This is a genomic window from Streptomyces sp. NBC_01306, from assembly GCF_026340465.1.
Taxonomy (GTDB): domain Bacteria; phylum Actinomycetota; class Actinomycetes; order Streptomycetales; family Streptomycetaceae; genus Streptomyces.
Genome location: NZ_JAPEPC010000001.1, coordinates 4873794 through 4892737 on the forward strand (window position 1 = coordinate 4873794; position 18944 = coordinate 4892737).

At 71.1% G+C, this 18944-nt stretch carries 16 protein-coding genes, 1 tRNA gene and 1 pseudogene; 5 read left to right on the forward strand and 13 right to left on the reverse strand.

Going from position 1 to position 18944, the window contains the following annotated elements:
* Window positions 1-99 precede the first annotated feature (99 nt).
* The 3 genes from ehuD to ehuB are packed head-to-tail and all read right to left on the reverse strand — an operon-like array spanning window position 100 to window position 2248.
* A complete protein-coding gene (gene ehuD, locus OG385_RS21520) occupies window positions 100-753 on the reverse strand; it encodes an ectoine/hydroxyectoine ABC transporter permease subunit EhuD (protein WP_266856741.1) in 654 nt (217 codons plus the stop codon).
* Window positions 750-1421 (reverse strand): ectoine/hydroxyectoine ABC transporter permease subunit EhuC, encoded by a 672-nt coding sequence (gene ehuC / locus OG385_RS21525; protein WP_266856743.1) that lies wholly within the window; start codon window positions 1419-1421, stop codon window positions 750-752. Before ehuC ends, ehuD begins: the two co-directional genes overlap by 4 nt.
* Window positions 1418-2248: an ectoine/hydroxyectoine ABC transporter substrate-binding protein EhuB gene (gene ehuB / locus OG385_RS21530; RefSeq protein ID WP_266861045.1), complete on the reverse strand. Its 831-nt coding sequence runs from the start codon at window positions 2246-2248 to the stop codon at window positions 1418-1420. The genes ehuC and ehuB overlap by 4 nt, the downstream gene beginning before the upstream one ends.
* 200 nt (window positions 2249-2448) lie before the next feature.
* On the opposite strand from ehuB, the gene OG385_RS21535 reads away from it, so the two are divergent.
* Window positions 2449-2949 (forward strand): DUF3830 family protein, encoded by a 501-nt coding sequence (locus OG385_RS21535; RefSeq protein ID WP_266856745.1) that lies wholly within the window; start codon window positions 2449-2451, stop codon window positions 2947-2949.
* A gap of 24 nt (window positions 2950-2973) precedes the next feature.
* On the opposite strand, the gene OG385_RS21540 is transcribed toward OG385_RS21535, so the two are convergent.
* Window positions 2974-4371, reverse strand: coding sequence for an amidase (locus tag OG385_RS21540; protein ID WP_266856747.1), 1398 nt, complete (start codon window positions 4369-4371; stop codon window positions 2974-2976).
* A complete protein-coding gene (locus tag OG385_RS21545; RefSeq protein WP_266856748.1) occupies window positions 4364-5335 on the reverse strand; it encodes a D-2-hydroxyacid dehydrogenase in 972 nt (323 codons plus the stop codon). The genes OG385_RS21540 and OG385_RS21545 overlap by 8 nt, the downstream gene beginning before the upstream one ends.
* A gap of 151 nt (window positions 5336-5486) precedes the next feature.
* Here OG385_RS21545 and OG385_RS21550 point away from each other — a divergent pair, with 151 nt between their 5' ends.
* The 3 genes from OG385_RS21550 to OG385_RS21560 all read left to right on the forward strand — a co-directional run bounded on the left by OG385_RS21550 (window position 5487) and on the right by OG385_RS21560 (window position 8280).
* On the forward strand, window positions 5487-6323 hold the full coding sequence (locus OG385_RS21550; RefSeq protein ID WP_266856749.1) for a decarboxylase: 837 nt from the start codon (window positions 5487-5489) through the stop codon (window positions 6321-6323).
* The gene (locus OG385_RS21555; protein WP_266856751.1) at window positions 6320-7045 is read left to right on the forward strand and encodes a decarboxylase; all 726 of its coding nucleotides are present in this window, start codon (window positions 6320-6322) and stop codon (window positions 7043-7045) included. The genes OG385_RS21550 and OG385_RS21555 overlap by 4 nt, the downstream gene beginning before the upstream one ends.
* A gap of 176 nt (window positions 7046-7221) precedes the next feature.
* Window positions 7222-8280, forward strand: coding sequence for an LLM class flavin-dependent oxidoreductase (locus OG385_RS21560; RefSeq protein WP_266856753.1), 1059 nt, complete (start codon window positions 7222-7224; stop codon window positions 8278-8280).
* A 95-nt stretch (window positions 8281-8375) separates the two neighbouring features.
* Here OG385_RS21560 and OG385_RS21565 read toward each other — a convergent pair whose 3' ends face one another.
* A complete protein-coding gene (locus OG385_RS21565) occupies window positions 8376-10157 on the reverse strand; it encodes a bifunctional diguanylate cyclase/phosphodiesterase (protein ID WP_266856755.1) in 1782 nt (593 codons plus the stop codon).
* A 378-nt stretch (window positions 10158-10535) separates the two neighbouring features.
* Between OG385_RS21565 and OG385_RS21570 the strand changes: the two genes are divergently transcribed.
* Window positions 10536-11786: a M6 family metalloprotease domain-containing protein gene (locus tag OG385_RS21570; RefSeq protein ID WP_266856757.1), complete on the forward strand. Its 1251-nt coding sequence runs from the start codon at window positions 10536-10538 to the stop codon at window positions 11784-11786.
* Window positions 11787-11890: 104 nt separating this feature from the next.
* Here the strand turns inward: OG385_RS21570 and OG385_RS21575 are convergent.
* From OG385_RS21575 to OG385_RS21605, 7 genes and pseudogenes are all read right to left on the reverse strand, one after another.
* A tRNA-Lys gene (locus tag OG385_RS21575) sits at window positions 11891-11964 on the reverse strand.
* Window positions 11955-12542: a bifunctional DNA primase/polymerase gene (locus OG385_RS21580; RefSeq protein ID WP_266861047.1), complete on the reverse strand. Its 588-nt coding sequence runs from the start codon at window positions 12540-12542 to the stop codon at window positions 11955-11957. Before OG385_RS21580 ends, OG385_RS21575 begins: the two co-directional genes overlap by 10 nt.
* Before the next feature lie 483 nt (window positions 12543-13025).
* Window positions 13026-13364 (reverse strand): hypothetical protein, encoded by a 339-nt coding sequence (locus tag OG385_RS21585; protein WP_266856759.1) that lies wholly within the window; start codon window positions 13362-13364, stop codon window positions 13026-13028.
* A 240-nt stretch (window positions 13365-13604) separates the two neighbouring features.
* Window positions 13605-14936, reverse strand: a complete 1332-nt coding sequence (locus OG385_RS21590; RefSeq protein ID WP_266856761.1) for an AAA family ATPase — start codon at window positions 14934-14936, stop codon at window positions 13605-13607.
* Window positions 14937-15070: 134 nt separating this feature from the next.
* Window positions 15071-16618, reverse strand: a pseudogene (locus tag OG385_RS21595) (hypothetical protein); the annotation flags it as partial.
* Window positions 16609-17946, reverse strand: a complete 1338-nt coding sequence (locus tag OG385_RS21600; RefSeq protein ID WP_266856763.1) for a hypothetical protein — start codon at window positions 17944-17946, stop codon at window positions 16609-16611. The gene OG385_RS21600 and the pseudogene OG385_RS21595, both read right to left, overlap by 10 nt.
* The gene (locus OG385_RS21605; RefSeq protein ID WP_266856765.1) at window positions 17855-18769 is read right to left on the reverse strand and encodes a phosphatase PAP2 family protein; all 915 of its coding nucleotides are present in this window, start codon (window positions 18767-18769) and stop codon (window positions 17855-17857) included. Before OG385_RS21605 ends, OG385_RS21600 begins: the two co-directional genes overlap by 92 nt.
* Window positions 18770-18944 lie beyond the last annotated feature (175 nt).

Here is an 18944-nt window from a genome sequence, read left to right on the forward strand (position 1 = left end):
GCGTTCCCGGCGTTCTCGGTGGTCTCGGTGGTCTCTGCGGTGCCGGTGGTCTCGGCGTTGTCGGCGTTGTCGGCGTTGTCGGGGGTGTTGGCGTTCGCGTCAGCGGACAAGGCGGCGCTCCAGGGCTCGTACAAGAAGAGATGCCGGGTAGGCGATGACGATGAAGGCGACGCCGACGACGGTGAGCGCCTCGTTGTACTGGAAGGTCATGCCGCCCTGCAGGCGGGCCTGACCCAGCAGGTCCAGCACGCTGATCGCGACGACCAGAGGGGTGTCCTTCAGCATCGCGATGACGTAGTTGCCGAGCGCGGGAAGCACCCGGCGGATCGCCTGCGGCAGAATCACCGCGGTCCAGGTGCGGCTGCGGGGCAGGGAGAGCGCGGTGGCCGCCTCCCACTGCCCGACCGGCACCGCGTCGATGCCGGCCCGGTAGACCTGGGCGGTGTACGTCGAGTAGTGCACGCCGATCGCGACCGTGCCGGTGGTCAGCGCGGAGAACTGGATGCCCCACTCGGGAAGCACGAAGAAGAGGAAGAACAGCTGCACCAGCAGGGGGGTGTTGCGGATGAACTCGGTGATGAAGTTCACCGGCCACCGTACGAAGCGTGTCTTCACGCGGTAGCAGAGCGCCCAGACCAGACCCAGCGCGAAGGAGAGCACCGAGCCGAGCACCAGAATCCGGAGGGTGGTGAGCAGCCCGTCCCAGAAACGTGGCATGAAGTCCGCGACGGCGGACCAGTCCCAGCTGTTCATCGGGCACCTCCGGTGGCCGTGAGGCCGAGATTGGCCCGGGTCTTGCGCTCAAGTGCCCGCATCCCACGGGTGAGTACGAACGCGATGACGAAGTAGATGACCAGGACCACGGAGTAGATCTTGGAGCTCTCCTGGGTGGCGAGCCGCACCAGGTAGGCGGCGAACGACACGTCCCCGACACCCAGCAGCGAGACCAGCGCCGTGCCCTTGAGCAGCTCGATCAGCAGGTTCGAGAACGGCGGCATCATCTCGGGTATCGCCTGCGGCAGCAGGATCAGCCGCATCCGCTGCCACGGGGTGAAGTTGAGCGCGACACCCGCCTCGCGCTGTGCGGGCGCGACCGCGTTCAGCCCGCCGCGGACGATCTCGGCGCCGTATGCCCCGTACGAGAGGCCCAGGGCCAGCACCGCGGCCCACATCGGCACCAGCGCCCAGCCGAACAGGTTCGGCAGCACGAAGAAGATCCAGAACATCAGCACGAGAGACGAGGTGCCGCGGAAGATCTCGGTGTAGAAGCCGGCCAGGAAGCGCACCACGCGGGAGCGGTGGGACCGCGCCATGCCGATGCCGAAGGCCACCACGACGGCCAGAGCGGCGCTGTATAGGGTGAGTTGGATGGTGATCCAGATGCCCGGAAGCACCCAGTGCTGCCACAGTCCGGACGTCATGATGCGCACAGCTCCTTGGCCGTCAGCGTGGTCATCTCGTCCTTGGTGAAGCCGAACGGCCGCAGCACCCGGAAGAGTTCGCCGCTCTTCTTCATCTTGTGGATCTCGACGTTGAAGGCGTCACGGAGTGAGGTGTCGGTGCGGCGGAAGGTGAACCCGCCGCCGTCGATCTTCTTCTTGCCGTCGATCGTGGTCGCGAAGGCCTTGGTGGACTCGGCCTTGTGACTCTTCTTCACCACCTCGCGGACGGTCAGCGCGGTACCGGCGAAGACATCGACCCGGCCGGACTCGACGGCGTTCAGACCTGCCACCTGGTCCTGGAGAATGACGATGTCCTTCTCCTTGTAACCGGCTGCGACGGCGTAGGCGATCTCGGCGTACGCGGTGCCGGTGGCGAACTTCGCCTTGGCCTTCACGCAGTCCTGGTAGGTGTGCAGGTTCTTCGGGTTGCCCTTGCGGACGATGAAGGCATCCAGCATCTGGTACTCGGGATCGGCGAAGATCACCTGCTGGCAGCGGTCCTTGTTGATGTACATACCGGCCGAAACGCAGTCGAACTGCTGTGAGTTGAGCCCGGGTATGAGGGAGGCGAAGTCCGTTGCCACTGGTTGAACATGGCCGACACCGAGCCGTTTGAAGATGATCTTCGCGAGTTCCACGGCCTCGCCGGTGAAGTCCCCCTGCTCATTGATGTACCCGTACGGCACCTCACCCGCGATGCCGAGCCTGACCGTGCCCTGCGACTTGAGCCTGGCGAGGGTGTCTCCGGTCGGTACTCGGGCGCAGCCGGCTGCCCCGAGCGCCCCCGCGGCGCCCAGACCCGCCATGCCGAGCAGCAGTGAACGGCGGCGTATGGTCTCGATGGGGCGAATGAGGCGTCTTGTGGTGCTTCCTGAGTCGTTCCCTGGTGGTGAAGCCATGGGCGCGCGGCTACCCGCCCCAAGCCGAGGTATGCCGGTCAATTTCAGCCCCTCGTGCGGAGAGGCGGCCTTGACCGCGTGGGGGCCCAGGGGGAAACCATGGGGGGATGAGCGATCGATTCGTGGAACTGTCCCTCGACAAGCGCGGTGTGAGCTGCACGGCGAAGCTCCTCGACGACAAGGCGCCGGTGACCTGTGTGGCGGTGTGGGACGCGCTCCCGCTGGGCGGGGACGTCTATCACGCGAAGTACGCGCGCAACGAGATCTACACCCTGGTCCCCGGCTTCGCGCCGCAGGAGCCACCACTGGAGAACCCGACGGTCACCCCCATTCCGGGGGATCTGTGCTACTTCACCTTCTCCGAGACGGTGTTGGGGACGGATTCGTACGGATACGAGACGGCGGCCGACCACCGCGGGCGTACCACGGTGGTCGACCTGGCCCTGTTCTACGAGCGGAACAATCTGCTCATCAACGGGGACACCGGCTGGGTGCCGGGGATTGTGTGGGGCACGGTGGTGGACGGGCTCGACCGGATGGCGGACGCGTGCCAGGACCTCTGGCGGTCCGGCGCGACGGGCGAAACGCTCAACTTCCGCCGGGCGTAGGTCCCTTCCGGGGGGGGGCGTGCGTTACGGAGCGGCCACCCCTGCGGCCACCCCCGCCTCGTACAGCGTGTGCGCGGCCCGCAGTACCACCGCGTCCGCGTGGCGTGCGCCCACCAGCTGTACCCCGACCGGCAGTCCCGCCGCGTCCGTCCCGCAGGGCACCGTGGCCGCGGGCTGCTGGGTCAGGTTGAACGGGTACGTGAACGGGGTCCACCCCGTCCAGCGCCGGTGCCCCGAGTCCCGGGGGGCCTCAAGCCCCGCCTCGAAGGCGGTGATCGGCAGGGTCGGGGTGACCAGCAGGTCGTACTGCTGGTGGAAGAGGCCCATGCGCCGGCCCAGCTCCATCCGTACGTCCACGGCCGCCAGATAGTCCAGCGCCGAGTACCGCTCGCCCTCCGCGACGATCTCCCGCAGACCCGGATCCAGCAGCTCCCGCTGCTCGCGGTTCAGATGCTCCGCCACCCGGGCCGCCCCGCTGAACCACAGGGTGTGGAAGGCGGCGACCGGATCGGTGAGGTCGGGATCGGTCTCCTCGACGTACGCCCCCAGCTCGGCGAGGCGGCTCACGGCGTGCCGGACCGCCGACGCCACCGCGGGGTCGACCGCGACCTGGCCGCCGAAGGCCGGCGAGTACGCGATCCGCAGCCCCTTCACCCCGCCGTCGAGAGCGGCGCGCAGGCTGCCGTCGGGCGGGGCCAGCTGCGACCAGTCGCGCGGGTCGGGGCCGCTGATCACATCCATCATCAGTGCCGCGTCCGCCGCGTCCCGGGTCATCGGCCCGACATGCGCGAGCGTCCCGAAGGCGCTCGCCGGATAGAGGGGGACCCGTCCGTACGTCGGCTTCAGACCGAAGATCCCGCAGAACGACGCCGGGATGCGGACCGAGCCCCCGCCGTCCGTCCCCAGACCCATCGGCCCTGCCCCGAGCGCCACCGCCGCCGCCGTCCCGCCGCTCGATCCGCCCGATGTGCGGGTGGTGTCGTACGGATTGCGGGTCACCCCGTGCTGCGGCGAGTCGGTGACGCCCTTCCAGCCGAACTCGGGCGTCGTCGTCTTGCCGACGAAGACCGCGCCGTGCTCCCGCAGCCGGGCCACCGACGGCGCGTCCTCGTCCCAGCTCCCGTCCGGCCGTACGGTCCTCGACCCGCGCAGCGTCGGCTCCCCGCGCAGCAGCAGGATGTCCTTGACCGTGACCGGCACACCGTCCAGCAGCCCCTGCGGCTCTCCCGCGCGCCAGCGCGCCGCCGACGCCGCGGCCTGTTCCAGGGCGGCGGCCGAGTCGATCCGGACGAAGGCGTTCACTTCGGGCTGGACCACCTCGGCCCTCTGCAGCACGGCGCGGGCCACGTCGACCGGGGTGAAGCTGCTCTTCCGGTAACCGGCCAGGAGTTGTCGGGCGGTGAGGTCGCAGAGCTCAGTCATGGCTGTGGACGTACCCACGTTTCTTATCGACCACGTTCGGCAGGGGCTCCCCGTTCGCCCACTTGTCGTACAGATCGAGGAACTGCTCGCCGAGGTCGTCGCGCCAGCCCACGGTGTCGCCGCTCATGTGCGGCGAGATCACCAGGTCGGGGACGTCCCAGAGCGGGCTGCCGGAGGGCAGCGGCTCCTCCGCGAAGACATCGAGCGCCGCGCCGGCCAGCCAGCGCTTCCCGAGCGCCTCGGCCAGGTCGTCCTCGACGACGAGCGCTCCGCGCCCCACGTTGATGAAGTGCGCGGACGGCTGCATGGTGCCGAAGGCGTGCGCGTCGAACATGCCGCGGGTGGCGTCGGTGAGCGGCGCGGCGCAGACCACCCAGTCGGCGCGGGGCAGCAGCAGATCGAGCTCGTCCTGGCCGTGCACCTGACCGCGCGCGGTCCGTCCGACCAGCGCCACCCGCACCCCGAGCGCCTTCAGCGTGGCGGTGATCGCCCGGCCGATGGGCCCCGACCCGACCACCACCGCCCGCGTCCCGGCGACGCGACGGGTCTCACGGTGCTGCCAGCGCCGCCGGCGCTGGAGCTCCAGCGTGCCGGGGAGGTCCTTGGCGAAGGCGAGGACGAGGCCCGCGACATACTCCGCGATCGGCTGGTCGAAGATCCCGCGGGCATTGGTGACCACGGTGTCCGAAGCGGCCAGTTCGGGGGAGATGAGGTGGTCCACCCCGGCGCTCGCGGTATGCACCCAGCGGGGGCGCGGACCCTCGCCCGGCCACGCTCTGCGGACCGCGTCGGAGAGGAAGTCCCAGACCAGCAATACGTCCGCGTAGGGGAGTTGGTCGCCGAGGGTGTGGGCGTCGGCGTGCACGATGTTCGCCCGGCCGGCAAGTTTCCCGAGGCGCGGAGGGGGGTCGGCGTCCAGCACGAGAAGGGTCGGTTCAGCGCTCTGTGCAGCGGGTTCGGGCATCTGCGCGGTCCTTCGACAGGAGGCGGTCGGGTTTCGTCGGAGTAAGCACATTGCAACGTCTGACATGTACGGATTGACCGGGCTCGCACCGTGACCCTACCGTCGACAGCAGAAGCACAGCGGCCTCACCCACATCACTTGGGGGGCAGTAATGGACATCTCCTTCCTCGGCGGACCACAGCCACAACGCGGTGTGGGTGTCGTCGCCCCTTTTGACTTCGCTCTCGACAGAGAGCTGTGGCGGTGGGTGCCGGACGACGTCTCGCTCCATCTGACGCGTACCCCCTTCGTACCGGTCGAAGTCTCCCTGGATCTCGCCCGGCTGGTCAGTGAACACGAGACGCTCCGCGAGGCGGTCCGTGCACTGGGCGCGGTCGCCCCGCAGGTCGTGGCGTACGCCTGCACCAGCGGCAGCTTCGTCGGCGGAGTAGCCGGAGAACGGGCCATGTGCACCGCGATGACGGCGGCGAGCGATCTGCCGTCGATCACCACGTCGGGCGCTCTCCTGGAGGCTTTCCGGGAGCTCGGGGTCCGGCGGATCGCGCTGGTCACGCCCTACACTGAATCTGTGACGTCCTCCCTGGAGGAATACCTCGGCGAAGCGGGGACAGTCGTCACCGGGCGGGCCTTTCTCGGTCTCACCAGACACATCTGGAAGGTCCCGTACCGCGATGTGGTGGACATGGCTCGACAGGCGGTGATCGGTTCGGCGGACGCACTCTTCATCAGCTGTACCAACCTTCCGACGTACGACGTGATCCCGCAGCTCGAAGCGGAGCTGCGGATGCCGGTGCTTTCGGCGAACCAGGTCACGATGTGGGCGGCGCTGCGCTGTATCGGTGCCCACGCCGTCGGTCCGTACCAGCGGCTGCTGATCGAGTCCGCGCCCACGCCCGTACCCGAGCCGGCACCGGCACCCCTGTCCGCGCCGGAGCCCGCCAGCGCAGTGGCAGAAGATCCGCCCGAAGAGCAGGGAGGCTGGACATGACAGCGGTCGGGTTCCTTTACCCGGGGCATTCCGCGGAGGACGACTACGAGCGCATCGAGCAGCTCCTGGCGTCCGACGTGAGACTGTCCGTCGTCCACACCGACATCGGCGAGGACGCGCACCGGGTGGACGCGCTCATCGAGATGGGCGCGGCGGACCGGCTCGCGGCAGGCGTCGAGGAGCTGCGGCTCGCCGGGGCCGAGGCAGTGGTGTGGGCATGTACGAGTGGCAGCTTCGTCTACGGCTGGGACGGGGCGCAGAAACAGGTCAGGGACCTGGCACGGGCGGCCGGAATGCCCGCGTCCAGTACGTCCTTCGCCTTCGCGCACGCGATCCAGTACCTCGGTGCGAAGAAGGTCGCCATCGCCGCGACGTACCCGGAGGACGTCGCGGCCTACTTCGCCGCCTTCCTGAAGGGGGCGGGTGTGGAGGTCACGGCGACCCGCGGCAGCGGCATCATCACCGCGGCCGAGGTCGGCACCTGGGGCCGGGACGAGGTCATCGAACTGGCGCTGTCGGGTGACCACCCCTCCGCGGAGGTGCTGCTGCTGCCCGACACCGCGCTGCACACGGCGGCGTATGTGCAGGAGCTGGAGCAGGTCCTGGGCAAGCCGGTGCTCACCGCGAACCAGGTGTCCGTGTGGGAGGGGCTGCGGCTGGCTGACCGGAAGGTCCCCGGGGAGCGGCTCGGGAAGCTGTTCGCCCGGACGGACCGGACGTGAACCGGCGGACATGACTCCGGTGGACATGACTCCGGTGGAGATGACTCCGGCGGACGTGAACCGGGCGGGTGTGGCCCCGGCGGTCATGGCCCGCCCGGTAGCGGTGCGGGAATAACCGGAGACCGTCCCCTGTTGCTGCGGCTGTACCTGGCCGACAACCAGAAAGGCCCAGCGCGGTGGACCCGATTCAAGGCAAGGCGGCCGGAACCGCTCCCGTACCCCTGTCCGTACTGGACCTGGTGACCGTGGGGGAGGGGCGTACCGCCACCCAGGCCATCCGTACCGGAGTGGAGATCGCGCAGCTCGCCGAGCGGCGCGGTTTCCACCGGTACTGGGTGGCCGAGCACCACTCCATGCCCGGGGTCGCCTCCTCGTCGCCCGCCGTACTGCTCGCGCACCTCGCCGCCCACACCGACCGCATCCGGCTCGGCTCCGGCGGTGTGATGCTGCCCAACCACGCGCCCCTGGTCATCGCCGAGCAGTTCGGCACGCTGGAGGCGATGGCTCCGGGCCGGGTCGACCTGGGCCTCGGCCGGGCCCCCGGCACCGACGGGGCCACCGCGGCCGCGCTCCGCCGCTCGGACCGGCTGCACGAGGGCGCCGACGAATTCCCGCAGCAGCTGGCCGAGTTGATCCGGTTCCTGGACGACAGCTTCCCGGACGGCCACCGGTACGCCCGGATCCACGCCGTGCCGGGACCGGTCCAGGGCCCGGCGGGCCGGCCGCCGGTGTGGCTGCTCGGCTCGTCCGGCTTCAGCGCGCGGCTCGCGGGCACGCTCGGGCTGCCGTTCGCCTTCGCGCACCACTTCTCGGCGCAGAACACCATCCCGGCCCTCGACCTCTACCGCGAGTCCTTCCGGCCGTCGGCGGTGCTGGACAGCCCGTACGCCCTGATCGGTGTCGCCGCCCTCGCGGCCGACGACGCGAAGGAGGCCCACCGGCAGATCCTCACCGGCGCACTGTCGATGCTCCGGCTGCGCACCGGGCGGCCGGGGCTCGTACCGACGCCCGAAGAGGCCGCGGCATACGAATTCAGCACGGTGGAGCGGGAGTTCGTGGACGGCTGGCTCGGCAACATCATCACCGGGACCGCCGACGAGGTCCGCTCCGGCCTCGACGATCTCCAGAAGCGCACGGGCGCCGACGAGCTGATGATCACGGCCAACGCGCACGGCGGCGAGGCGCGGCTGCGCTCGTACGAGCTGATCGCCGACGCTTACGGGCTGCCCGGGTAGAGCGGCACAGTGCGGGAGAGGGCGGGTGGCGGCCGGACCGGTCACCACCCGCTCTCTGGTGCCGGGCAGTTGTGGGCAGTTGCCGGCGGCGGCCGTCAGCCCCGCCGCGCGGTCGCACCCGCCACCAGGGCGCCGATTTCCTCCGGGGCCACCGCCCGTGAGTACAGATAGCCCTGCCCGGTGTCGCAGCCGATCCTGCGCAGCCGCGTCGCCTGCCCCGCGGTCTCCACGCACTCCGCCGTGACCGTGAGCCCCAGCCGGTGCGCGAGCTGGACCAGCGCCTCGACGATCATCTCGTCGGCCGGGTTCGGGTGCGCTCCCGCGTCGTAGCGGAATCCGCGTACGAACGACCCGTCCAGCTTCAGTACGGACACCGGCAGCCGGCTCAGATACGCGAGGTTCGAGTAGCCGGTGCCGAAGTCGTCGATCGCGATCTGCACGCCCATGTCGCTGAGGTCCTGGAGCGCCTGGAGGGGGCGTCCCGCGGAACCCATCACCGCCGACTCGGTCAGTTCCAGCTGGAGCAGGTCGGGCGCGAGACCGGTCTCGGCGAGAATCCCGGCGACGTCGGCCACCAGATCCGAGTCCCACACCTGCCGTACGGCGATGTTGACGCTCACGAACAGCGGTGGGCGGGTGGGGTGTTCGAGCTGCCAGGCCCTCGCCTGCCGGCAGGCGGTGCGCAGCACCCACGCGCCGAGCTGGACGATCGAGCCGTCCTCCTCGGCCAGCCCGATGAACCGGTTCGGCGTCAGCCGGCCGAACTGCGGGTGGTCCCAGCGCACCAGCGCCTCCACCCCTTTGAGCTCCCCGTCCGCCAGATCCACCAACGGCTGGTACTCCAGCACGAATTCACCGTCGTCCACGGCGGGCCGCAGGGTGGACGAGAGCGCCTGCCGGGTCATCCGGTGCGCGTTGCGCTCCGGGTCGAAGAGCGTCCAGCGTCCCTTGCCGTCCGCCTTCGCCCAGTACAGCGTGGTGTCGGCGTCCTGCATCAGGCCGGTGGCGGTGGTGCCGTCGGTGAGCCGCTCCACCACTCCGATCGACGCGGACACCGAGAGCCGCTGGCCGCCGAGGTCGAACGGCTCCTGGAGCGCGGCCAGTACGGACGCCGCCAGATCGGTGAGCTGGTCCGTACCGGTGGAGTCCTCGACGAGGAGGGCGAATTCGTCGCCGCCGAGTCTGGCGACCAGATGGCCGGTGCCGCCTCCGTAACCGGACTGGTCGGCGCAGTGGGTCAGCCGGGCGGCGACGACACCGAGCAGCCGGTCGCCGAAGCGGTGGCCGAGCGTGTCGTTGACGGCCTTGAAGCCGTCGAGGTCCAGATAGCAGAGCCCGATCCGGCCGGTGCCCGGCTGGTCGCACGCCGATGGGTCGAGCGCCGCGGACAGCCGCTCGAAGAACAGGGTGCGGTTGGGCAGCCGGGTCACCGGGTCGTGCATCTGGAGGTGGCGCAGCCTGGCCCGCAGTTCACGCCGGTCGCTGACGTCGGCGACCGAGAGCAGCACCTGGGAGCTGTCGGGGAAGGGGGCGACACTGACCTCCGCCCAGAGCGAGTGGCCGTCGGCGTGCTTGAGGCGGCGGGTGCAGCGGAAGCTGGAGCGGCGGCCCCGGAGGACCTCGCGGTACGCGTACCAGGTACGGGTGTCAGCCGCGAGGTCCACGAGGCAGGCCGCGGTCTGCCTGGCCAGCGCTGCGGGCTCGGTGCCGAGCAGTCCGCCGAGCGCGGCATTGGCGGAGACGACCAGTCCCTCGCGGTCGACGACGGCCATACCGAGCCGTGCGGTGTTGAAGGCGGCACGGTAGTCGTGCAGCTCGGCTGCGGTACGGCCGACGGTCTGACGCTCCGTGACCGGTGGCCGGACGGATCCCGGCACCGGCGACGGTCCTTCAGGGGTTCCGTTCACGGCTGGCTCCCGCGGTGCAGTCGTCTCGAACAGGTGGGGTCGGGGTTCGTCGGCCGGGCGGTGGAGGACCGCCGGATGCGCGCGTCCACATGGGAAAGTGTGCCGATCATAGAGGTTGAAGCAAGGACCGTTCCAGCCTCGTTGGCGCACGGTGATCCTTCCCGCGCCCAAGGGTGATCGTTTCTGCGCGGCTGTGGTCCGGGGTCTTTCTGACGTGATCGGTTGTGACTTTCCGTAAAGGTCCGGGGTGTCGGGTCGATCACTCGCCTGGGGCAACTGGACAGGACATAAACATATAAACCGCCCAGGGTGGTGGGGTGTCCCGCATCCCGAACCCGGAGGTTCCACGTGCAGCGTCCGCAGGCACCCGGGCGAGTGGACCGGCGCCGTCTGCGGCAGACCGCCGCCATCCTGGTCTCGTTCATGGCGTTCACCGCGACGTCCCTGGTCGCGGGGCCTGCGGTCGCCACCGTGGGCGGCGAGGGGCCGTGCGCGCTGCCGCGCACCGACGTCCACCACTCGGTCGGGCTCGACAGCTGGAACTCCGCCTACCCCCGGCCGGTCGGGGCACTCGACGCGGTCATGATCTTCCTGTCCTTCCCGGGGGCCCCGCCCGACACCACCCCGCAGGAGCTGACGGCCGACTACTTCCCCTCGACCACCACCTTCTTCCGGCAGGCCTCGTACGGGAAGTTCACGCTGCGGCCGCATCCGCTGCGGCGGTGGACCATGATGCCGAAGCCGGCCTCCGCGTACGCGATACGGCGTGACTGGAGTGCGGACGAGCGCGACGAGTATCTGCGGGACGCGGTGGCCGCGGCCGATCCGACGGTGGACTTCAGCAAGTACGACCTCGTCTACCTGATCGCCGACCCGGATGCGCCGGGTGTCGACTCGGACGCCACGAAGGTGGTCAATCTGGATACCCCGCTGCACGCCGACGGTACGGAGATCCGGCGTTTCGTCACCGGCTTCGAGCGGCATCCGCCGGACCGCGATGTGCTGGCCCATGAGACCGGGCACGTCTTCGACCTGCCGGATCTCTACCACCGCCCGTCGGACGACAAGGGCGACTGGGACACGTATGTGGGCGACTGGGACGTCATGGGCAGCCAGTTCGGGCTCGCCCCCGACTTCTTCGGCTGGCAGAAGTGGAAGCTGGGCTGGCTGGACCGGCGGCAGATCGGCTGTGTGCGCGGCACCCGGGCCCAGATGTTCACGCTGGAGCCACTGGAGGAGGTCGCGGCGCCCGGCACCGACACGGCCGGGACCCGGCTCATCGTCCTGCGGACCGGGCTGGAGAGTGCCCTCGCCATCGAGGCGCGCACGGCGGCCGGCAATGACGCTTCGACCTGCTCGGAGGGCGTCCTCATCTACCGGGTGAGGGCGGAGCAGGCCTCCGGCGACGGCCCGTTCCGGGTGGTCGACACCCATCCGCACAGCTCGGGCTGCTGGGGGCAGTCGGTCTACCCGCCGCTGGCCGACGCGCCGCTCGGGGTCGGGGAGACGTTCACGGTTCCCGGCAACGGGACGAAGGTGGAGGTGACGGACCGTACGCCGTCGGGAGCCTGGACCGTCGAGATCACGCCGGTGGTGTGAGGTGCCCCGTGGTGTGAGGCGCCCGTGGTGTGAGGTGCGTTGTGAGGTGCTGGGGGGGCACAACGAAGAAGCCCCCCGCTTCCGCGAGGGGCTTCTTCCGTCTGTGCGCCGCCAGGGACTCGAACCCCGGACCCGCTGATTAAGAGTCAGCTGCTCTAACCAACTGAGCTAGCGGCGCCTGCTGACGTCGTAGACCTTAGCACCCTGATCGGCGCGGGGAAAAATCGATAAGCCGTCCGTTCTCGTGGCCGGGGCCGCCGCCGCACGCGCCGCGCGGACACAGGCCCAGAGCATGACCTCGGGCCCCGGCAGCCAGGGATGGCGGGTATCGGGAGCCACCAGCCAGCGCGGGCCCGATCGGGGGACGGAGGAGGTCAGAGACGGTACGGTCACCGCGTCACCGGTGCCGTGGCAGAGCATCGGCGGCACCGCGTCGCCCCACTCCTCCCAGTGCAGCAGGGATGGCAGCCGCTGGGCCGTGCCGGGGGCGGCGAAGAGCAGCATCCGGCCCCGGTGACCGGCGACCGGGCCCGATCCTGGGCCCTCCGACCACAGGGTGTCCAGCATCCGGCGGCCGAAGATCGCGGGCACGTTGACCACGTCGAAGACCGAGCCGCAGTCCAGCACGGTGGGGGCGGTGGGCCGGGACTCCCAGAGCGAGAGCGCACTGCGCGGGTACGGGGCGGCGGACGCGAGCCATCCCGCGCCGGCCGGGGTGACCGCTGTGGCGTGCTGCCCGTCCTGCTCGTCGAGGATCCGGCTGAGCCCGGCCGAGGAACGGCCGCCCGGGACGTGGACGGTGGCTGAGCTCTGGATGCCGGGGCTGCTGATGCCTGAGCTTCGGGTGGCGGGGCCGATGGTTCCGGGGCTGCTGATGCCTGAGCCCCGGGTGCCGGAGTTGCTGAGCCCCGGGCCTCGGGTACCGGAGCTGCTGATCCCCGAGCTGCTGATGCCTGAGCCGCTGATGCCTGAGCCCTGGATGCCCGAACTCCGGAGATCGGAGCCGCTGCCGGAGAGGATTCCTGCGCTGTCGTCGTCTCGCTGCCATGCGCCCATGCCGACCAGGTCTACCCGGAGTGAGGGGTCCACTCCGCTGAGTTGGCCGAAACCGGGACAGGCAGGGGCGGGGAGGCGTATCTTGCCCACCGGTCTTGCCGACGGGCCCCGCCCAACGGCATATGCGCGAAGGGCTGAACGGGCTGAGCGGTCCGCGTAGGGCGGCAGGAGTTCGCCCGCCCGTCAGGTCGGCAAGCCGCGCAGCAGGTCCCGGCCGAACTCGACCATCTTCTGGGCGTAGTCCTCGGTCCACTGCGCGCGCTCGGCGATGTCCGCCACCGTCAGCCGGTCGAAGCGGCGAGGGTCGGCGAGCTGCGCGGCGGCGACCGCCTGGTACTCGACCGCCCGGTCGGTCGCCGCGCGGAAGGCCAGCGTCAGCTCGGTGGCACGGGCGAGCAGCACCGCAGGGTCGTCGATCGACTCCAGGTCGAAGAAGTGCTCGGGGTCGGTGGTGGCAGCGGAAGGCTCGAAGAGCAGCGGCGCAGGCCGCAGCTTCCGCTCGCGCTGTTCGGGCTCCGCCATGTGTGCCTCCTGCTGTGCCGTGCTGCCTGTGCCGTGCTGTGTGTGCCGTGCTGTGCTGTGTGTTGCGGTGCTGCGTCCCCCCGGAGGTCCGGCGGGGCCGGTCTCCGGGTGGTGTGCGGTGCTCGGGCCTCCGCCGTGGGATTCCGGCCACCGTCCATTGTCCCGCCCTGCGCAAGAGGACGTCCCGGGCAGCGGCAGGCACCCGTCACAGTGGCCGGTATCGCGGTCGTCGGCACCGCGTCACCGTGGCCGGTACGGCACCCGGTGTTCCGCGAGATGCGCCAGGACCGCATGGTTCGCCTCCCAGCCGTCCGGGAACTTCACTGTCACTCCCAGCTGCACCGGCTCGGTCGACGGGTGCTCGTCGAGCAGCCCGGCCACCCCCTCCCGGCACACCACGATGCAGGCGTGCCGGTGCCGCGATGCCAGGACGCAGAGCCTGCCCGTCTCCAGATGGAACGCTGTCGCGTCCGGGCGTCCGGACAGCGGATGCAGCACCACCGTGACGTCGAACTCCCGCCCCTGGAGGCGGTTGGCCGTGTCGACCGCGACGCCCGTCACCCCGAGCTCCGTGAGCGCCGACCGGACCGCGGCTGCCTGATCGCGGTGGGCCGTGCCGACCGCGATACGGTCCGCCGTCAGCGGCACCGGATCCGGCGACTGCTCACTCACCGCCGCGCCACCGCGGTCCAGCAGCCGCCGGACCACCAGGGCCACCGCCCGTACCGCCTCCGGGTCCGTACGCGGTGTGTGCCGGGCGGGCAGTTCCAGCAGGCCCCAGCCTGTTTCCGCCGCCTCGTCCAGCACCCGGTCGGGGCCCGAACCGTCCGACTCCACCCCGAAGGTCAGCCGCCGGTCACCGTGGTCCGTACCGCTGCGGAACGGTGTGTACGGGTAGAACGCGTCCGAGACCAGCGGCGCCGCCGACGCCGGCAGCCGCCAGGAGACCGGCAGCCGGTGCTGCGGCAGCTCCGGATTGTGCGCGAGCAGGGTCGAGACCGCGCTGGACGACGGGTCGTACGCCAGCCCCGCCCACTGCTCGGCGCCGACCACGCTGAACGGGTCGAGCTGGCCGGGATCGCCCACGAACAACGCCCGTTCGAACAGCCCGGCCACGGCCAGCAGGGCGTCCGAGCGCATCTGGTACGCCTCGTCCACGATCGCGTGCCGCCAGGGCTCGACGCCCTTCACATGCGCCCACTTCGCCGCCGTCGAGATCACCACGTCGAGCCCGGCGAGATCCGCGACCTTGGCGGACTTGCGAACGTTCGGCAGGTCGTCCAGCGCCTTGTCGTACGGGTCGGGGTCGCTGCTGTGCAGCCGGCCGACCGGCAGCTCGGGGTCCTTCCCGGCAAGGCGGGTGACCAGGTCGTCCACCTGGGCGTTGGTCTGCGCGACCACCATCAGCGGTCGTCCGGCGGCGGCCAGCTCACGGGCCGCGCGCACCACGAGCGTCGATTTGCCCGCGCCCGGCGGGGAGTCGACCACCACTCCGCGGGCGGTGCCGTGCAGCGTGTCATCGAGGATGGCCCGCGTCGCGCGGGCGGCCTCCGCGCCGGGATCGAAGGTCACAGCAGGTCCTCGGGGGTGACGGGGCCGGGGCTCGTCCCGGAGCCGGGAGCAGCGGATGCGGAGGATGCGGCAGTTCCGTTGGACATGGCAGTTCTGTCGGACATGGTGGACGAGCCGTCCGACGGGCCGGTGATGCCCGGCGGGCCGCCGTGTGTCCAGGGGGTGTCCTCCTGCGCGGGCAGCTCGGGTCCGCCCCGCGAGCTGTGCTCGAACAGCGTCCAGCACAGCCGGTCGCCCTTCTCCGGCACGGTCCCCGGGGCCGGATCCTTGGCGCGGCCCATGCCGTTGGTCAGCCGCAGCACCAGCGAGCCGTCCGTCTCGTACCGTACGAACTCGGCCGTCTGTGCCTTCGGCGGGTCGCCCGGGAGCGCGCGGTGGACCTTGGCCCGCTCCTCGATGTGCGGTGTGTCATCGGTCCGCAGCGTCACCAGGGGGCGAGGGCTCGGGCGCTTCGACTCGCTCCACGCCATCACCACATCCGTCACCTCACCGGTGAACGCCTCGCCCGCGAGCCGCCGCCCCGCCATCACCAGCGGGTCGTCCAGGGCCTCCTGTGCCTCCAGCTGTGTCTGCGCGGTCTCGCGGGTGGCGAGCTTCTGCGCCGCCGTCACCGCGTCGTCCCGGCGCGGCTGCGGCGGCTCGCCCGCCCGCACCCGGTCCCGGTGGCCGGTGAACGACCAGCGGTCCCGGGTCCACCGCTCGCTCGCCCTGGCCCCTTCGGGCAGCTCGCGCAGCAGCCCGATCCCGTGCCACACCGCGTCCCAGGTGGGCCGCAGCTGTCCGGCCAGCAGCCTGCGGATCTCCCGCTCGGCGGCCGTCAGCTCACCGAGCCGGTCGTCGGCCGCCGGACCGTCCTCGGCGGCGGCCAGCGCCGAACGCGCCGCGTCGTACCGCTCCACCGCCGGGGCCAGCAGCCTGTTGTCGAAGGCCGGATCGGTGGCGGGCCCGGCGGGCGGGCAGAGCAGCTGCCCGTCCCGGTCGCGTCCCAGCTCGGCCCGGAGAGCGGTCTCGGCGCCGGACGTCCCGTCGGCCGGGTCGATCCAGGCAAGCAGCGCGCCGAGGTGCTGGTCCTCCAGATTGCTCTGGCCGGTGGCCCAGTGACGGTTCAGCAGATCGGTCGCGGCGAGCAGCAGCGAGGACCCCGGGACCCGGGCGCGCTCACCGTAGTGCGTCAGCCAGCGGCCGAGCAGCGGGACGCGGGGCGGCGCCGGGTAGGGCGTCTCGGGATCCTCATCGGCCGTACGCCGGAAGCGCATCGACCGCCCGAGGAGCCGGACGAAGTCGATGCCCGCCCGGCCCGGCACGATCAGCTGCGGGGCGTCCGCGCACAGCTCGGTCTCGACCTTGACCTTCTTCTTGGTCTCCGGGTCGGTCTCGGAGCGCTCGGCGGCCTCGACGTCGTCGGCGTACCCGTCGATGTACGGCAGCACGGCCTCGGCCAGCTCGGACAGGAACGCGAACCGCAGATCCCGGTCGCGCGGCTGGGCGACGACCAGCAGCCTCGGCGCGGCGGGGTCCGTCCCGACGAGCGCCCCGAGCGGGGCGCCGGCCTCGCCAGCGGTGGTGAGGGGGACGAACACGAGCGGGCGGGCGGAGAGGTGGCGGTGCCGGACGGTCGCGGTGGGCTCCGCGCGTCCTGACCGCACGGCTTCCAGCCGGGCGAGCGTGCTGATCAGCGACATACCGGCGAGCCTTCCTGCTGGAGACTCGATGGCCGGAGACCTGATTGCTGGAGCCCCGACTCCCGTGGATCCGGCTGCTGGACATCCGCCCCCCGGAGCGCCGACTGACGGCCAGCCGACTCCCGGCCGGCCGGCTGCGGTGCCTCGGCCAGCGCCTCCGCCCGCAGCGCCGCGGCCCTGCGCAGCGCGGCCACCGTCGGATCCGACGGATCGCCCTCCTCGCCGTGCGCCGCGGCCAGCACCGCGTCGACCGTCGTCAGCCCGCCCAGCTCGCCGCGGACCCCCCGGCCCAGCGCCTCCACCGCGCCCGCGCCACGGGCCCGGTCGCGGCAGTGGAAGGCCAGCTCGCACGCGGCCAGGCACTCCGGTGCATACGCCGCGCGGACCGATTCGACCGCCGCCGTGAGCTCGGCGGGCGGCAGACCGGGGTCGAAGGTGGTGCCTTCGGGCAGGGCCGCCGCGATGTCCTCGATACGGGTCAGCCGGGTCAGCTGACGCCGGGTCACCGAGAGCTGCTTGCGTACGTCGACGGCCGAGGCCGTCGGCAGGTTGGAGAAGTCCTTCGGGCAGACCAGCAGGATCCGGTCGTGCACCGAAGCGCCGGCCGCGCCGCCCGCGCCGCCCGTGCTGTCTGTGCCGCCCGCGCTGTTGATATGGGCCGCGATCCGCTCCAGCGCCAGCACGTACACCGCGGACTGGCGGGCGGCCGCCCCCACCTTCGCCGCGTCCGCCGACGCGTCGATCATCGGGAACGACTTGATCTCGATCACCGTCCAGCGCCCGGCCGGATCCACCACTACCGCGTCCGGCTCCAGATACGCGGGCGAGCCCGCCACCTCCAGCGCCAGCATCGGGTGGTCGAACAGGGCCCACCCGCCGGCCTCCGTGGCCTCACGCAGGGCCAGTGCCGTGCGGGCCGCGCGGCCTTCGGGGCCCGCCGCCGTGAGATCGGGGACCGTCACGTCCACCGGCTCGGCCGTGCCCATGTGCTCCGCGAGGAGCCGCATCAGTTCGGCGCCGCCGTCGGCCTTGACCCTCGCCTCGAAGGCGTTGCCCCGCATGAAGGCGAACTGGGACTGGCCGAAGGCCGAGGGGGAGCCGAGGGCTTGTGCGAGAACCGTCTTGTTCACCCCGGCGCCGTCGAGGAGCGCGCGCCGCTCGCAGCCCGGGTTGGCCGCGAGGGCAGCCAGCGCGCGGGCGTCCAGCGGCTGCGGCGCGACGGACGGGCCCCGCAGCTCAGCGAGCCGCTGTCTGAGTGCCGTCGTCGGCTGTGTCGCCTGCTGACGCGGAAGAGGCGGAGGAGGTCCGCTGCCCGGGGAATCGCTCACCCGGGGAAGTCTTGCACCCGGCACCGACAATCGGGGACGGACTGTCGGCCGTACGGGAGGAGAACCGGGCCCGTACCCGGTCGGCCAGCCGCACCGCGGGCCGGGCGAGCAGCAGCCCCACACCCATCACCGCGACCCCCGCGATCGCGTCGAGCAGATAGTGGTTGGCCGTGCCCAGCACCACGAAAGTGATGGTCAACGGGTAGAGCACCCCGAGTATTCGGGCCAGCGGCGTACGGCCGTGGCGCCACAGCATCACCCCGCACCACAGCGCCCACCCCACATGCAGGCTCGGCATCGCGGCGAACTGATTGGTCATCCCGCCGAGTCCCCGCGGTGCGCTCGCGTCGTCGCCCCACCAGCCGTACGAGCTGTACTGCGCCATCGTGTCGACAAAACCCTCGGCATGGGCGAGCAGCCGCGGCGGACAGGTGGGGGTCAGCGTGAAGCCGATCAGACCGAGCAGGGTGGAGACCATCAGCCAGGTGCGCGCCAGGCGGTACTGGGCGGGACGGCGGCGGAAGAGCCATATCAGGATGCCCGGGGTCACCAGGTAGTGCAGCGACGCATAGGCGAAGTCGGCGGGTATCCCTATGGCCGGGGTGTGCGTGAACAGCCTGTTCAACGGGTGTTCGATGTTGATGTGCAGGAACTTCTCGGCACGCAGCAGCGAAAGGCCGTGGTGGACCGCGTCCTCGGTGCTGCCGCGTGCCAGCAGCCGCCCCGACGAGTACGCGGTGTAGACGACAGCGATCACAAGGAGCTCTGTCCACCAGCGGGGCCGGTCACGGTTCGCGGTGTACGGCATCCGAATGCTCTCCATCGTCTGTTCAAACGGGGCCTGTCACCCGGCGTACCACCATAGGGCGTATCGAATGACAAGTTCATTGCGGCCCCTCTGTGCGGGGCACGGTAGGAGGGACGCCGGAGGCGTCCGCCGGGTTGCTCCCGGAACCCGTGCGCGATGATGGGAGAAGCATCACCGCACGGGAAGAGAG